We start from the raw sequence: 14,971 nt of genomic DNA, 5'->3' as shown, positions 1-14,971 counted from the left end.
GCAGGCCGCCCGCGAGATGGTCGAGGGCGGCCCGATCGACGTGCTGACCGGCGACTACCTCGCCGAGCTGACCATGCTGATCCTCTGGAAGGCCAAGCAGAAGGACCCGGCGACGGGGTACGCGAAGACGTTCCTCACCCAGATCGAGCACGTGCTGGGCACCTGCCTCGACCGCGGCGTCCGGATCGTGTCGAACGCCGGCGGCCTCAACCCCGCCGGGCTGGCCGCGGAACTGGGCGCGCTGGCCGAACGGCTCGGCCTGCACCCACGCATCGCCTACGTCGACGGAGACGACCTCGTGCCCCGGCTCGACGAGCTGCAGGCGGCCGGCCACGCCTTCGCGCACCTCGACACCGGCCGCAAGCTCGCCGACGCCGGCGTGCGCCCGGTCTCGGCCAACGCCTACCTCGGCGCGTGGGGGATCACCGAAGCCCTGCGGGCGGACGCGGACCTGGTCGTGACCGGGCGGGTCACCGACGCGTCGGTGGTGGTCGGCCCGGCGGCGTGGTGGCACGGCTGGACCCGCGACGACGCGGACATCCACGACAAGATCGCCGGCGCGATGGCCGCCGGCCACGTGATCGAATGCGGGCCCCAGGCCACGGGCGGGAATTACGCGTTCTTCGAGGAGGTGACCGACCGCCGGTACCCGGGCTTCCCGATCGCCGAGGTCGAGGCCGACGGCTCCAGCGTGATCACCAAGCACGCCGACACCGGCGGGCTCGTGTCCGTGGGCACCGTGACCGCGCAGCTGCTGTACGAGATCGCCGAGCCGGCGTACCTCGGGCCGGACGCCGTGGCCCACTTCGACACCCTCGAGCTCGTGCCCGCCGGCGAGCACCGCGTGCGCATCCGGGGCGTGCGCGGCACCGCGCCGACCGACCGGCTCAAGGTGGCGCTCAACTACGAGGGTGGGTACCGCAACACGATGACGCTCGTGCTGACCGGCACCCGCATCGAGGAGAAAGCGGCGTGGGCCGAGCAGCAGCTGGTCGAACTGCTGGGCGGACGGGAGCGGTTCGCGGAGTTCGACGTGCGGCTGCTGCGGTTCGACCACCCCGACGCGGCGACCAACGCCGAGGCCACCGCGCACCTGCGCGTGACGGTGAAGGACCCCGACCGGCGCAAGGTCGGCCGTGCGTTCTCCAACACCACCATGGAGCTCGCGCTCGGCGGCTACCCGGGTTTCCACACCACCACGCCGCCGTCCGCGGAAAGCGCGTACGGCGTCTACTGGCCGACGCTGATCCCCGCGTCCGAAGTGGAGCACCGCGTGACGCTGCCCGACGGGACCGTGCGGACCATCCCGCACAGCCCGGTCACGGCGGTCATGCCCGAGGTCCCGGAACCGGCGGTGGCCGAGGTGCCGGCCGGGCCGACCCGGCGGCTGCCGCTCGGCACGCTCGTGGGAGCCCGATCCGGGGACAAGGGCGGCAACGCCAACCTCGGGCTGTGGGTCCGCACCGACGAGGAGTACGCGTGGCTGCGCGGGTATCTCACCGTCGAGCGCGTGCGCGAACTGCTCCCGGAGGCCGCGGAGCTGGACATCCGGCGTTACGAGCTGGCCAACCTGCGCGCGGTGAACCTCGTGGTCGTGGGCATCCTCGGTGCGGGCGTCGCCTCCGCGACGCGGCCCGACCCGCAGGCGAAGGGGCTGGGCGAGTACCTGCGCAGCCGGCTCGCGGACGTCCCGGAACACCTCCTCCGGACCTGAGTCCACAGTGGACGAAGCGCGGACACCGAGACGCGACCCGGATCGCAAGGAGCGGATCCTGGCCGTCTCGGCCGAGCTGATCTCGCGCCACGGCTACCACGCGGTGGGCCTGGCCGAGATCGGCGCGGCGGCGGGCATCGTGAGCACCGGGGTCTACCGCCACTTCCCGAGCAAGGCGGCGATCCTGACCGCGCTGCTGTACCGCGTGATGGACCTGCTGGACTCGGCGGCCGCCGAGATCCGGACGACCGCGCCGGACGAGCGGACCGCGGTGACCGAGCTGGTGCGCCACCACGTCCGCGTCGCCGTGGAGGAGCGGCGGATCCTGCAGGTGTACCACCTGGAGGCGCGCAACCTCCCGGCTGCGGACCTGCGCCGGCTGCAGCGGGCCCAGCGCGAGTACCTGGAGGGCTGGGCGGCGGCGGTGCGGCCACTGCGGCCGGGCCTGGCGGAAGGTGAGGCGAGGGTGCTGGTCCACTCGGCGATCGGCTGCGTGCAGTCGGTGTTGTTCCACCACTCGGGCCTGCCCGCCGGCCGGCTCACGGAGCTGCTGTGCGGTGCGGCGCACGCCTGCCTGGGTGTGCCGCCGGTCGAACCGGAGGCGCGCGGGTGAGCCGGGCGCGCGCGGCCGTGCCGCCGTCAGCCGAGCACGGCGCGGGCCACGAGGGCGAGGTCGTCCGGCAGTCCCTGCACCGCGAGCGAATCGACCACAGTGGACTCCCACCGGCTCAGCTCCTCACGGATCTTGCCCACGGGCCCCACGAGGGCGACCGCCTCGACGAGCGCGGTCGGGATCGCCGCCGCGGCAGCCCGTTTCTCGCCACGGAGGTAGAGGTCCTGTACGCGCGCCGCCACGTCGGCGTAACCCAGGCGGGTGAAAACGTCGTGGTGGAAGTTCGCTTCACGGGCGCCCATGCCGCCGATGTACAGCGCGAGCTCCGGCCGGACGCGGTCGGCCGCGCGCTCGACGTCCTCGTGCACGACGACCGGCACCGTGGCGATCACCTCGAAGCGCGCCGGGCGGCCACCGGGCCGGCGGGAGAAACCGGCGTCGAGCGCGGCCCGGTGGAACGCGTCGGCCTCGGGGGAGAAGAACATCGCGTGCCAGCCGTCGGCGATCTCGGCCGCGAGCGCGACGTTGCGCGGGCCCTCGGCACCCAGCTGGATCGGCAGGTCCGGCCGCAGGTGGTGCAGTGTCGAGCGCAGCGGCTTGCCGAGCCCGGTGCCCGACGGGAGCGGAAGGCGGTGGAACTGTCCGTCGTGGGTGAGCGGGGCTTCGCGGGCCAGGACCTGGCGAACGACCTCGACGTACTCCCGGGTTCGCGCCAGCGGGCGGGGGAACGCGACACCGTGCCAGCCCTCGGACACCTGCGGGCCGGAGGCACCGAGCCCGAGGACCACGCGTCCGCCGGAGAGCTGGTCCAGCGTCGCCGCCGCCATCGCGGTCGCCGCGGGGGAGCGGGCCGGGATCTGCGCGACGGCCGTGCCGAGGCGCACGCGTGTCGTCCGGGCGGCGCACCAGGCGAGCGGGGTGAACACGTCCGAGCCGTAGGCCTCGGCGAACCAGATCCCGTCGAAGCCGAGGTCCTCGATCTCCCGCACGCGCTCGTCCCACCGCGGCGGCACCCCGCGGAAGAACTGGCCGACGTTGACACCCACCCGGAACGGCATTTCGGTGGCCTCCTGACCGTACCTTTGGTGAGTGCATCGTTGTTCACTAGCGGCGTCCTCGCAAGCTGCACTGATCGGGTAACGATGTGAATGGCTAGTGACTTTGGTCTTGCCAGTGCGCGCGCCAAGTTGGATGCTGTGCGGCGTCTGGCATTCGGCAAGGAGGCTGATGTGGACCGGTTCGGCAAGATCGACGTCACGACGTTGCGCGGCCGCCGCGCGGTCAACCGCTGGGAACGGACCTCCGTCGGCGACGTGTTCGAACGCCTGACGTGGAGCTACCCGGACAAGATCGCCGTCACCGGCCGGCCGGGCGCGTACGGCGAGGAGCAGTTCGCTTCGGTCACCTTCCGCCAGGCCGACGAGATCGCCAACCGGCTCGCCCACGCGCTGGCCGAGCGCGGGCTCGAACCGGGCGCCCGGGTCGCGCTCTTCTGCGAGAACTCCGTGGAGGCGTACCTGGCGAAGATCGGCATCGCGAAGGCCGGGATGGTCGCCATGCCGATCAATCCCGCGCTGGCGCCCGACGTGCTCGGCTACCTCATCGAGCAGGCCGAACCGGAGGCGGCGATCGTCGACTCCGAGCTGTGGCCGCGAGCACGAACGACCTTCGAATCCGCCGGCCTGCCGGTCGCGGCGACGATCACCATCGGCGGCGGCGCGGTCGCGGGCAGCCCGACGTTCGGCGAGTTCCTCGCCGGCCGGCCGGTGACCGAGCCCGACGTCGAGATCCACGGCGACGACATCTGGCAACTGCTCTACACCTCCGGCACCACGGCCATGCCGAAGGGCGCGATGATCTCGCACACGGCCAGCCACCTGGCGGCGCTGAACTTCTCCGTCTCGCTCACGCGCGGGCTGCGCGTGGAGACCGAGGTCAAGGTGATGACGTACCTGCCGATGATCTACCACGTCGGCGACCAGGTGTTCACGTTCTCGGCGTTCCTCGCCGGGGGTTCGCTGGTCCTGGGCCGCCGGCCGGTGCCCGACCAGGTCGCCCTGGCCATCGACGAGGAGCGGCCGACCGCGCTGTGGGCCGGCTCGCCGCAGTTCGTCGCCGCGTTGACCGCCGAGGCGGAGAAATCCGGGCGTGATCTCTCCAGCCTCACCGTGCTGGTCTACGGCTGGGGTGCGCTCGAGCCGGCCGTTTACGAGACCCTGCAACGGAACGCGCCCGGCCTCGTGGTGCTCGGCATCTTCGGGCAGACCGAGGCGATCGCGTGCCACCGGTTCTGGCCGGTGAAGTGGCCCGAGGTCTACGAGCGCACGGCTCCCGCGCTGAACTACGTCGGCGTGCCCAGCCCGCTGCTCGCGTCCGACGTCGTCGACGAGACCGGCGAGTCCCTGCTGCACGAGCCGCAGATCCCCGGCGAGGCCGTGTACCGGAGCCCGACCGTCACGTCCGGGTACTACCTCAACGAGGACGCGACCCGTGAGGCCTTCCGCGGCGGCTGGTTCCACTCCGGCGACAGCGCCCTGGTGGACGAGGACGGCCTGCGCGTGATGGTCGACCGGTTCAAGGACATCGTGAAGTCCGGTGGTGAGAACGTGTCCAGCCTGCGGGTGGAGGCGGTGCTGCACCGGCACCCGGCCGTCGAGAAGGCCGCCGTGATCGGTCTGCCGCACGAACACTGGGGCGAGGCCGTGACCGCGGTCGTCGTGCTGCGGCCTGGCGCGGAGGCCGACGAGACGTCGCTGATCGCGCACTGCCGGGCCGCGCTCGGTGGCTACGAGACCCCGAAGGCGGTGGTCTTCGAGGACGCGCTGCCCGAAACCGTCGGCGGCAAGATCCTCAAGTACAAGCTTCGCAGCCGCCACGCCGGCCACTACGGCTCCCAGGGCTAGTTCTGCCTGTTCGCGATCCACTGCCCGGCGTGTCGATGTCCTGTGTGGAGAGTGCCGATGACCCTGGTCGACCTGACCTTCGAGGACTCGATCGCCCTCGTGCGCCTCAACCGTCCTGATCGTCTCAACGCCCTCTCCGACGCGCTGCTGGCCGAGCTCGAGTCCACTCTCGACCGCATCGCCGTCTCGCCGTGCCGGGCGATCGTCGTCACCGGTGCCGGGCGGGCCTTCTGCGTCGGTGCGGACCTGCCCGAGGTGCTCGACCGGCTGGACGGCGCGCAGGAGGAGATCCTGGCCTTCGTCCGGCGCGCCGGGAACCTGTTCAGCCGCTTGGAGAACTCGCCCCTGCCGGTCATCGCCGCGGTCAACGGCCACGCCGTCGCCGGCGGCTTCGAGCTGGTCCTCGCCGCCGACCTCGTGATCGCGGCGGAGGGCGCCCTGCTCGGCGACGGCCACGTCCGCTACGGCATGCTGCCCGGTGGTGGCGGCGCGGTCCGCATCGAACGCAAGCTCCCGGCCAACGTCGCCCGCCGGCTGTTGTTCACCGGCGACCTCGAACCGGCTGAACGCTTCCACACTTGGGGCCTCGTCGAGGAAGTCGTGCCGGCGCGGGGTCTGCTCGACGCGGCGTTCGCTCTCGCGCACCGCTTCACCGCCCACAGCGCCCTGGCCCTGGCCGAGGTCAAACGGGTGTCCAACGCCGCTCGCGACTTGCCCACCGCCGAAGCGCTCAGACTGGAGTACGACACTTTCGCGGCTTACCTCGAGTCGCCGGACCTGCGTGCCGGTCTGACCACGTTCCGCGAGCGGAAACGCGGGTCGGAGTAAGCAATCGCGCTTGTTCCACCCGGCCGTTTTCCCGGCAACGAGCGCTCAGGCGCCCTGCTCGTCGGGCCAGTCCTCGCCGGCCTCGGCGACGATCGCGGGTGAGGCCGCGTCAAGCCCGAGGCACGCGTGCGCCGCGCCGACCAGCAGGGCGGCGAGTCGCGGCACCGGCAGCCCGGAGTTGAAGAACAAAATCGACTGGACGCTCCCGATCGCCGCGTGGACGAGCACGCGGATCTCTCCGTCGGCCAGGTCGGTGCGCAGGGGCGCGACCGCGCCGACCCAGTCCTCGATGTAGTGGCGCTGGGCGCGGCGCAGGCGACGGAGGTCGTTCTCCGGCAGGTTGCGCGCTTCGCGGTGGTACACCTGCAGGATCCGGCGGTCGTGGATGGCGATGCGCACGTGGTTGGCGATCAGTTCGCTCACCGCGCGCCGGTCGTCGCCGGCTTCGTCCACGATGGACGAAGCGGCGGTGGACAGCTGGTCCATCACCTGCTCCAGCAGCTCGGCGAGGATCGCCGACTTGCTGTCGAAGTGCCGGTAGATGCCCGATCCCACGATCCCCGCGGCCTGACCGATCTCGGCCATGCCCACGGTGTGGTAACCGTTGCGCGCGATCAGCTCCGCGGCCGCGGTGAGGATCCGGGCTTTGCGCGCAGGATCGCGCCGAGGCCGTTGCGCCTCTTCCACCGGTACCTCCCTCCATGGCCGACGCGTCGATCGTACCCCGTACGCGAGCGCCTCAACCCGCCGCAGGGCGCGCGTCACCTCGGCCCTGTCGGGCAGAACAACCCGATCACGTGAATCGCGCGGTGGCGCGAGCGTGGTACTGTCCGCTAGCTAGTGAATCACGGTTCACTAGCTAGCTGTGTCGCTCGATACTCTCCGTTTTCCCGTTCATCAGCGGGTTTCTGGCGAATCTGCCCTTGGTCCAGGATGACAATGAGGTCAACCATGACGCTGTCGAAGAACGCTCATTCACTACGGCGCTGGCGCGCGGCGATCGTGCTGGCCGCCGTTCTGGTGGCCACCGGAAGCACCGTGGCACCCGTCGCGGCGGCGGAAAACCCCGCCACCGACTGCGAGAACGTCACGGTCCCGGTGACCGCCGCCGGTCAGCCGGCCACCATCGCCGGCACCCTGTGCGTGCCGCCCGGTGCCACCACTGTGCAAATCCTCGTTCACGGCTGGTCGTACGCGCGGTACTACTGGGACCTGCCCTACGAGCCGGACACCTACTCCTACGTGCGGGCGGCCAACCGCCGCGGCTACGCGACGATGAACATCGACCGCCTCGGCGACGGCCGGTCCACCCACCCGCTGAGCGCGTTCGACACCTTCTACGCCGATGTCAGCACCGTCCACCAGGTCATCACCGCATTGCGCGACGGCCGCCTCGGCACCCGGTTCGGCAAGGTGATCGAGGTCGGGCACAGCCTGGGCGGCATCCTCACGATGACCGAAGCGGGCCTGTACAAGGACGTCGACGCGATCATGCCGACCGGCATCGCACACTCGCTGAACTACACCAACGTCGTCACGAAGATCATCGCCGACGACTACCCCTCGTCCCTCGACCCGAAGTTCTCCTCGGCCGGCCTGGACCCCGCGTACCTCACCAGCTACCCCGACACCCGCCACGGCTTCTACCTGGGCAACGCGACCTCCACCGACCCCGGCGTGGTCGCGAAGGACGAGCAACTCAAGGAAACCGGCAACCTCGTCGAACTGGCGACTCTGGCGGGCTACAACGTCCTCAACGTCGACCGCACGCTCGACATCCCCGTCTACACCGTTGTCGGCCAGCACGACCCGTTCATCTGCGGCCTGCTCGGCCCGAGCTGCTCGGACTCCCAGGCCCTGGCCGACTTCGAGCGCCCCTTCTACGGTCCGAACGCGACAGTCCTCGCCGACGTCGTCCCGAACAGCGCCCACGATCTCCAGCTCGAGAAGAGCGCGCCGGACAGCAACGCCCGCATGCTCGACTTCGCGGACAAATACGTCGGAGCCGGCCCCGCCGTCCACGACAGCACCCCCGGCGCCGCCACACCCGTCCCCACTCCGCCCAACCCCACCCCGAGCCTGGCAGCACGGGCGATCAACGCGACGATCGTGCAAGCAGCCGTCCCGGCCATCGCGCTGCTCCAACGGGGCAGCAACGCCGTCCCCGGCCTCGGCGACAACCAGGACCCGATCCCGGGCATGTCCGCGGCCCTCTCCACCCTCGGCAACCTGACCGACAGTCTCGTCGGCACGTTTCCGGAGCAGGTACTCGGCGGCAGTTGAGCACCGGTCCTCAACGCCGGCCTCTCAACGCCGGCTCTCGACACCGCTCTTTCGACACTGCAGCCGCGCACCGGCTTCCCGCGGCGCGCGGCTGCGGTGCCGTCCGACACCTTCCGACGTGAGTCGAACCCGGGGGAGGCGTCGTCAAGAAGCAGGAATCCTTGCCGCGACAAGCGATGCACGCAGGTTGTCGCTGTGCGTGAACGTCGGCTCGGCGCCGATTCTGAGCGTGTTCGGGTCACGGTCACGCGTGGTGCTCTGGCTCTTCGGCGCGCTTGGCTGTACGCCCGAGCTTCGCGCCCCTTGTGGTTCGGGCACCTGTTCTCGCTGCAGCGCCTCAGGCGCGTGGTGACGACGAGTCGGGTGCGATGACTCGCAGCGCGTGAAGCGGCACGGTGACCTCGACTTCACCACCCAGTCCTTCGAGGTCGCGATGCAGCACGAGAGCGGTGATCGGCGGTGCGGTGCCCAGCAGCACCCGGGCGAGCGGGACGGTCGGCACCACCTCGGCCACTTTGGTGCGCACCCGTAGAGCGGCGGACGGGTGACGGTCGGGGCCGCCGATCAAGACTTCCTCCGGGCGGTAGAAAACGGTTCCCTGTGTCGCCGGCGCGGCGAGGATCGCGGGGTCGAGCGGTAGGTCACCCACGTGCAGTCCGTCGGCGTCGCGGGTCGCGGGGCCGAGTTCGGTCCAGCCGAGCAGGCGTGCAGTGACCGTGTCGATGGGCTGGTGGGTGAGCTGGTCGGTGGGGCCGGTTTGGCGCAGGCTACCGGCGTCGAGGATGGCCAGGTCGTCGGCGAGACGGAGCGCTTCGTCGCGGTCGTGCGTGACGTGGATCGCGGGCACCGCCAGCTCGTTGAGCGTCTCACGCAGCACGTCGCGGAGCTCTTCGCGGACGGGCTGGTCCAGGGCCGAGAGGGGTTCGTCCAGCAGCAGTGCGGCCGGGCGCGCGGCGAGGGCGCGGGCGAGCGCGACTCGTTGGCGCTCGCCGCCGCTGAGCGAACGTGGTGCCCGGCGGGCGAGGTGGGTGATGCCGAATCGGGCGAGTAGTTCGTCGATCTCCGGGTCGCGTCGCCGACCGTGCAGCGTGGGGGCGAACCCGACGTTGTCGCGGACGGACAGGTGGGGGAAAAGGGCGGCGTCCTGGAACACCACGCCGATCCGGCGCTGGTCGGCGGGTAGGCGCGTGATGTCGAGGCCGTTGAGCTGCACGTTGCCGCGCCGGGGGGTGCGGAATCCGGCGATGGTGTCGAGCAGCATGCTCTTGCCGGCGCCGGAGGGCCCGAGCACGACCAGGACGCGCCCGGCGCGCACGGAGAGGTTCAGCGGCCCGAGCCGGAAGGAGCCTGCCTGGGTGAGCAGGTCGGACACGGCGAGCACGCGTCACCGCCGGGGCCGGGTGGCGCCGGCGACGAGCCACCCGGAGGCGAGGGTGCGCAGCACGAGGAACGTGGCCAGGGCGACGAGCAGGAGCAGCACCGCGGCCGACGCGGATTCGGCGAGCCCGGAAGACAGGAAGAGGTTGTAGATCGCGACCGGGGCGGTGGCCGGGTAGTAGGCGAGGATGACGACGGCGCCGAACTCGCTGATCGAGCGCGCGTACACGAGCACGGCACCGGTCAGCACCCCGCGCCAGGCCAGCGGGACGGTGACCCGCCGGAACGTCTGCCCGGGCGTGGCGCCGAGGCTGCGGGCGGCGCGTTCGACGAACGGATCGAGGGCTTCGAACGCGACCCGGGCGCTGTTGACCGCGAAGGGGGCGCTCACGAACAGCATGGCCACGATGATCCCGGCCTGGGTGCCGTAGAACGGGAATCCCGTGGCCTGCGCCGGGGTGCCGAGCCATCCGGTGCGGCCGAACACGAACAGCAGCGCGATCCCGGCGACCGTGTGCGGGATCGCGAGCGGCAGATCGACGATCGCCTGCACCAGCGCGTGCCCGGGAAACCGGCGCCGGGCGAGCAGGTAGGCCAGCGGAACGCCCAGCACGGTCGCGACCACCGCCGTGATCGCGGCGTCCTGGACGCTGAGCAGCACCGCGTCCCGGATCTCCTCGTTCGCCACCGCCGCGCGCAGGCCCCCGGGTGAGGTGGCGGTGATCAGGCCGAACACGGGCAGCAGGATGAACCCGAGCAGCAACCCGCTTGCCGTCCACAGCAGAGCGGGGAACAGCCCGCGCGGCACCCTGACCGTCCACCGGCCGCGTTCGACCGTGTCGTTCACTCAGCCTCCGGGGAGCTTGGCCGGCACCGTCTGCGGCTGCACCGACGCCGGTAGCTGCGCACCGTTGGCGACGCCCGCGACCGCCGGGCTGACGACGGTGAACCCGTTGTCGCGCATGATCTTCTGGCCCGCCGGGGACAGGACGAACTCGACGAACCGCAGGCCTGCTGCCGCGTTGGGCGCGTTGGTCGGCACGGTCAGCGCGTACACGATCGGCTTGCCGGTCCGCGCGCCCGAGGAGGTGGGGACGCTGACCGTCGCGTACGTCGCGGCCAGGGCCGGGTCCGACAAGTCGATCCGGCTCGGCAGGTCCAGGAATTTCAGGTGGTGCTGCAACGCGTCGGACCGGTAGATCCCCAGGTAGTCGATCTGCCCCGACGACACCGCGGGCAACAGCTGCGTCTCGGTGCCGACCATGGTCTCCGGCGGCGAGTTCGCCAGGACGCCGGCCGAAAGGCCGGGCTGGTGGTAGAAGTTCTCGGCCAGGGCGAGCATCTGCAGCGTCTGGTAGCCCGAGGGATCGGTGTCCGGGTTGGACCGTCCGATCTTCACTCCGGGCTGTGCCAGAACCTGGTGCCAGTTGTCCGCGGTGAGCTCGGCGGCGCCCTTGCTCTGGTCGGTGTAGGCGAAGGTGATGCGGTTCGACGCGAACCCGACATACCAATTCGCGAACTGTGTGCTCCCGTTCGTGCCGTACATCTTCGACGGGATCAGCGAGTAGTCCGCCACACCCAGCACGTCGACCGGGGTGTGCAGTTCGGTGATGCCCCGCACCACCTCGACGCTCCCGGCGAACTTCGAGTGCACCGTCACGTCCGGGTTCTGCGTCTTGAACGCGGCGATCATCGCCGTGAACGGCTTGGCCAACGTGCCGGCACCGTTCACGATCAACGTTCCAGCGACCGCAGCGGCGGACCCGCTCGCCGGCGCGGAGGGAGCCGGGGGCGACGATCCGCACGCGGCCACCACCACCGCGGCCGCCCCGATCGTCAGGGTCTTGAGCCCGAAGCCACGTCGCATCGCCCCTCCTCCTGCCCCATCGCAGAGGCAGCAACGTTACCGACCGCGCAGTGGGGACGACAGCGCCGAACAGGCCACTCCACCCCAACCCGGACACGACGCGGCGGTCGCCAACAGTGAAGAGAGGGCATTTGCGCAGGTCGGCGACCTATACTCGCCCGATGCCGCACTACCGGATCTCCGAGGCCGCTCGGCTACTCGGCGTCAGCGACGACACGATGCGCCGCCACATCGACGCCGGGCTCATCGAGGCGACCAAGGACCGCGCCAACCGCTACGTCGTCGAGGGCGAGGACCTGGCCCGGTTCGCGGGCGAGCAGGGTGCTGCGGTTCACGACCCGACCTCGGTCTTGCGCTCGGCTCGCAATCGGATGGTCGGATTGGTCACCTCGATCACCACCGACAAGGTCATGGCCCAGGTCGACCTACAGTGCGGCCGGGAGCGAGTCGTGTCCCTCATGAGCACCGAAGCCGTCAACGAACTCGGCCTCGTCGTCGGCTCCCTGGCCGTGGCGGTGATCAAGTCGACCACCGTGGTCGTGGAAACCCCGAACGCCTGACAAGCGGCAGGAATCGCCGCGGTACCACCGGAATGACACCCCGTGCGGACCGGGAGGCGCCCCGGCTCGGCCTCGCGCTCAACGGGACTTCTCGTGCCCCCCAGTCACGGGCGCCCGGTCATCGGCCGCGGCGGTGACCGCGGCCGACACGTCCTCCAAGAAGCGAGCGATGAGGGCTTGCTGTGGTTCGGTGTAGCGCTCGATGGCCGCGCGGACGTGCTCGGCGAGTGGGCCGAAGAGGGCGGCGCCGACCGCCAGGGCCGAGTCGGTGATCCGCAGGTCGACCTGGCGGCGGTCGGTGGCGCTGCGGGTGCGCCGCAGGTGGCCGGCTTGTTCGAGGCGGTCGATGAGCGCGCTGGTGGCCGGGGGGCTCAGGTGCAGCGCCGTGCTGAGGCGGCCCGGGGTCATCGGTTCGTGGGTCCGGTCGGCGTCCATGATCACGGCCAGCGCGTTGAGATCGGTGCGGTGCAGTCCGTGGCCTGCGCCGAAGGTGGCGACGTAGCGCTCGGTCTCCACGGCGTGGCGGCGCAACAACCCGGCCAGCCCGTGGGGGTCGCCGGCCGGGGCCGCCGGGCTTCCTGCCATGTCGTGCTCCTCGTCGTGGTCCTCGAACGACAGCCCGGTTGCGATCACGGGCTTCCCACCCTACGGTTCCATCATCGAATATTTCTACGGTGGAAATAAAACCGACCCGGGAGAAAGGGTGTCAAGAGGTGAGCGACGACGTCCCGGGAGCGAGCCGCCAGAGCCGCCAGAGCCGCCAGAGTCGTCAGCGCCGCCCGAGCCGCCTGAGGTGGCTGTTGCCGGCACTGCTCGCCCTGCTCTGGCTGGCGTTGGGCGCTGTTGCCGGGCCCTTCGCCGGAAAGCTGGGCGACGTCGTCCAGAACGACAGTTCGGCGTTCCTGCCCCGCAGCGCGGAGGCCACTCAGGCCCAAGCGCAGGCGCAGGCTTTCGTCGACCGCGAGGTGCTGCCCGCCGTCGTGGTGGCCGAGCGGTCCACGGGTCTCACCGCTGCGGACCGGGCGTTCCTGGCCGAGCGCTCCGCTCGGATCGCCCGGCTGCCAGGCGTGGCACCGGTGTCGCCGGTCATCCCGGCGCCGCGGGACGACCGCGCCGTTCAGGTGGTGGTGGGGATCGACGCGACGGGCAACCCCGGTGACGTCGCGACCCGGGTGCGCGACGAGCTGGCAGGCGCGCCGACGGGGTTGACCGTGCTGGTCACCGGACCGGCCGCGCAGATCGCGGATCTGGTGGTCGCGTTCGGCGGGATCGACGGGGTGCTGCTGCTGGTCGCCGGTGGGGTGGTGGTCCTGATCCTGCTCGTGGTCTACCGCAGCCCGCTGCTGCCGTTGCTGGTGCTCGTGTCCGCCGTGTTCGCGCTGGGGCTGGCGAGCCTGACCGTGTACCTGTTGGCGGACAACGGGATCATCGACCTCAACGGGCAGAGCCAGGGCATCCTCTCGATCCTCGTCTTCGGTGCGGCGACCGACTACGCCTTGCTGCTGGTGTCGCGCTTCCGCGAGCAGTTGCGGGACCACGGCGATCGGTTCGTCGCCATGCGGGCGGCCTTGCGGGGCACTGTCGAACCCATCGTCGCGTCCGCGGCGACGGTGATCCTCGGCGTCCTGTGTCTGGTGTTCAGCGAGCTGAACTCCAACAAGGCGCTGGGACCGGTGGCGGCGATCGGTATCGCGTCGGCGCTCGTCGCCTCGTTGACGTTCCTGCCGGCCGTGCTGGTGCTGTTCGGCCGTGCGGTCTTCTGGCCCCGGGTGCCCGCGCTGGGCTCCGCGCACCCCGAGGTCGCCGGGGTGTGGGGCCGGGTGGCCGAGTTCGTGGGGCGCTCACCCCGGGCGATCTGGATCGGGGTGGTCCTGGTGCTGGCCGTCGGCGTGGCGTTCCTGCCGCAGCTGAAGGCCACGGGCACCAGCCAGTCGGACGTGTTCCTGGACCGGGTCGACTCCGTGACCGGGCAACAGGTGCTCGAGCGGCACTTCCCGGGTGGCACCGGCGCGCCCACCGTCGTCATCACCAACTCCGGCGCGGCCGCCGCGGTGCGTTCGGCAGCGGTGGTGGACGGGGTCGAGCAGGCCACCGTGGTGCCTCCGGTCGTCGAGGGCCGCTCCCGGGTGGAGGTGGTGTTGCGAGACGCCCCGGATTCCACCGCCGCGGTCGACACCGTCCGGCGTGTCCGCGACGCCGTGCACGCGGTGCCGGGCGCGGACGCCGTGGTGGGCGGGCCCACCGCCGTGCAGCTCGACACCCGGATCGCGGCGGAGCACGACCGGAACCTGATCATCCCGATCGTGCTGCTGGTGATCTTCCTCGTGCTGGCGTTGCTGTTGCGCGCGTTGCTCGCGCCACTGCTGCTGATCGCGACGGTCGTGTTGTCCTTCGCTGCCACCATGGGCTTGTCCGCGGTCGTGTTCGACTCGGTCTTCGGGTTCCCCGGAGCCGATCCCGTGGTGCCGTTGTTCGGGTTCGTCTTCCTGGTCGCGCTGGGCGTCGACTACAACATCTTCCTGATGACCCGGGTGCGTGAGGAGACCAGGCGGTCGTCCACCCGGGCGGGAACGTTGCGCGGCCTCGCCGTGACCGGAGGTGTCATCACGTCGGCCGGCGTGGTCCTCGCCGCCACGTTCGCGGCGCTCGCCGTGATCCCGATCCTGTTCCTGGCCCAGATCGCCTTCATCGTCGCGGCCGGCGTGCTGATCGACACCTTGCTGGTCCGCACGCTCCTCGTCCCCGCGCTCACCCTCGACATCGGGCGCCGAACCTGGTGGCCGTCGCGGCTGTCGCGGGCCGAGCCGCTCGGCCGGTGATCAGCGG

13 protein-coding genes are annotated in these 14,971 nt (G+C 71.1%); 7 read left to right on the top strand and 6 right to left on the bottom strand.

All coding sequences use genetic code 11. The features are described 5' to 3' along the window. Nucleotides 1–16: 16 nt before the first annotated feature. Nucleotides 17–1,714 carry an acyclic terpene utilization AtuA family protein gene (locus VSH64_RS18680; protein ID WP_407655687.1) on the top strand — a complete coding sequence of 566 codons (1,698 nt, stop codon included), beginning with the start codon at nucleotides 17–19 and terminating at the stop codon, nucleotides 1,712–1,714. A 7-nt stretch (nucleotides 1,715–1,721) separates the two neighbouring features. After that, nucleotides 1,722–2,327 (top strand): TetR/AcrR family transcriptional regulator, encoded by a 606-nt coding sequence (locus VSH64_RS18675; protein ID WP_326836894.1) that lies wholly within the window; start codon nucleotides 1,722–1,724, stop codon nucleotides 2,325–2,327. Between the two features lie 26 nt (nucleotides 2,328–2,353). Here the strand turns inward: VSH64_RS18675 and VSH64_RS18670 are convergent, their stop codons facing one another. Next, nucleotides 2,354–3,385, bottom strand: coding sequence for an LLM class F420-dependent oxidoreductase (locus tag VSH64_RS18670; RefSeq protein WP_326836893.1), 1,032 nt, complete (start codon nucleotides 3,383–3,385; stop codon nucleotides 2,354–2,356). A gap of 138 nt (nucleotides 3,386–3,523) precedes the next feature. Between VSH64_RS18670 and VSH64_RS18665 the strand changes: the two genes are divergently transcribed. Together VSH64_RS18665 and VSH64_RS18660 are read left to right on the top strand one after the other, a co-directional pair. Then, entirely contained in the window at nucleotides 3,524–5,230 is a 1,707-nt protein-coding gene (locus tag VSH64_RS18665; RefSeq protein WP_326836892.1) for an AMP-binding protein, read from the top strand. Nucleotides 5,231–5,287: 57 nt separating this feature from the next. Beyond that, complete coding sequence (locus VSH64_RS18660; protein ID WP_326836891.1) at nucleotides 5,288–6,058, top strand: enoyl-CoA hydratase/isomerase family protein; 771 nt, start codon at nucleotides 5,288–5,290, stop codon at nucleotides 6,056–6,058. A 45-nt stretch (nucleotides 6,059–6,103) separates the two neighbouring features. On the opposite strand, the gene VSH64_RS18655 is transcribed toward VSH64_RS18660, so the two are convergent. Further along, nucleotides 6,104–6,745 (bottom strand): TetR/AcrR family transcriptional regulator, encoded by a 642-nt coding sequence (locus VSH64_RS18655; RefSeq protein WP_326836890.1) that lies wholly within the window; start codon nucleotides 6,743–6,745, stop codon nucleotides 6,104–6,106. 264 nt (nucleotides 6,746–7,009) lie between these two features. On the opposite strand from VSH64_RS18655, the gene VSH64_RS18650 reads away from it, so the two are divergent. Continuing rightward, nucleotides 7,010–8,341: an alpha/beta hydrolase gene (locus tag VSH64_RS18650; protein ID WP_326836889.1), complete on the top strand. Its 1,332-nt coding sequence runs from the start codon at nucleotides 7,010–7,012 to the stop codon at nucleotides 8,339–8,341. A 337-nt stretch (nucleotides 8,342–8,678) separates the two neighbouring features. Here the strand turns inward: VSH64_RS18650 and VSH64_RS18645 are convergent, their stop codons facing one another. From VSH64_RS18645 to VSH64_RS18635, 3 genes are read right to left on the bottom strand one after another with little or no spacing between them, the layout of a single operon-like run. Then, on the bottom strand, nucleotides 8,679–9,722 hold the full coding sequence (locus VSH64_RS18645) for an ABC transporter ATP-binding protein (RefSeq protein ID WP_326836888.1): 1,044 nt from the start codon (nucleotides 9,720–9,722) through the stop codon (nucleotides 8,679–8,681). Between the two features lie 3 nt (nucleotides 9,723–9,725). Continuing rightward, complete coding sequence (locus VSH64_RS18640) at nucleotides 9,726–10,565, bottom strand: ABC transporter permease (protein ID WP_326836887.1); 840 nt, start codon at nucleotides 10,563–10,565, stop codon at nucleotides 9,726–9,728. Then, nucleotides 10,566–11,585: an extracellular solute-binding protein gene (locus tag VSH64_RS18635; RefSeq protein WP_326836886.1), complete on the bottom strand. Its 1,020-nt coding sequence runs from the start codon at nucleotides 11,583–11,585 to the stop codon at nucleotides 10,566–10,568. It abuts the gene before it with no gap. 161 nt (nucleotides 11,586–11,746) lie between these two features. Here VSH64_RS18635 and VSH64_RS18630 point away from each other — a divergent pair, with 161 nt between their 5' ends. Then, nucleotides 11,747–12,145 carry a TOBE domain-containing protein gene (locus VSH64_RS18630; protein WP_326836885.1) on the top strand — a complete coding sequence of 133 codons (399 nt, stop codon included), beginning with the start codon at nucleotides 11,747–11,749 and terminating at the stop codon, nucleotides 12,143–12,145. Nucleotides 12,146–12,223: 78 nt separating this feature from the next. Here the strand turns inward: VSH64_RS18630 and VSH64_RS18625 are convergent, their stop codons facing one another. Continuing rightward, nucleotides 12,224–12,778 carry a MarR family winged helix-turn-helix transcriptional regulator gene (locus tag VSH64_RS18625; protein WP_326836884.1) on the bottom strand — a complete coding sequence of 185 codons (555 nt, stop codon included), beginning with the start codon at nucleotides 12,776–12,778 and terminating at the stop codon, nucleotides 12,224–12,226. Nucleotides 12,779–12,933: 155 nt separating this feature from the next. Here VSH64_RS18625 and VSH64_RS18620 point away from each other — a divergent pair, with 155 nt between their 5' ends. Beyond that, complete coding sequence (locus tag VSH64_RS18620; RefSeq protein ID WP_326837978.1) at nucleotides 12,934–14,964, top strand: MMPL family transporter; 2,031 nt, start codon at nucleotides 12,934–12,936, stop codon at nucleotides 14,962–14,964. The last annotated feature ends 7 nt before the right edge of the window (nucleotides 14,965–14,971 follow it).

Origin of the sequence: Amycolatopsis rhabdoformis, from assembly GCF_035918295.1 — a bacterium.
Taxonomy (GTDB): Bacteria; Actinomycetota; Actinomycetes; order Mycobacteriales; family Pseudonocardiaceae; genus Amycolatopsis; species Amycolatopsis rhabdoformis.
The sequence above is the reverse complement of the archived record's forward strand: the minus strand, read 5'-3'. Positions and strand labels throughout refer to the sequence as shown.

What these genes read in the sequence shown, in the direction of transcription:
- VSH64_RS18680 (WP_407655687.1), top strand. Translation starts at nt 17, where the DNA reads ATGGTCGAGGGCGGCCCGATCGACGTGCTGACCGGCGACTACCTCGCC.
- VSH64_RS18670 (WP_326836893.1), bottom strand. Translation starts at nt 3,385, where the DNA reads ATGCCGTTCCGGGTGGGTGTCAACGTCGGCCAGTTCTTCCGCGGGGTG.
- VSH64_RS18660 (WP_326836891.1), top strand. Translation starts at nt 5,288, where the DNA reads ATGACCCTGGTCGACCTGACCTTCGAGGACTCGATCGCCCTCGTGCGC.
- VSH64_RS18650 (WP_326836889.1), top strand. Translation starts at nt 7,010, where the DNA reads ATGACGCTGTCGAAGAACGCTCATTCACTACGGCGCTGGCGCGCGGCG.
- VSH64_RS18635 (WP_326836886.1), bottom strand. Translation starts at nt 11,585, where the DNA reads ATGCGACGTGGCTTCGGGCTCAAGACCCTGACGATCGGGGCGGCCGCG.
- VSH64_RS18630 (WP_326836885.1), top strand. Translation starts at nt 11,747, where the DNA reads ATGCCGCACTACCGGATCTCCGAGGCCGCTCGGCTACTCGGCGTCAGC.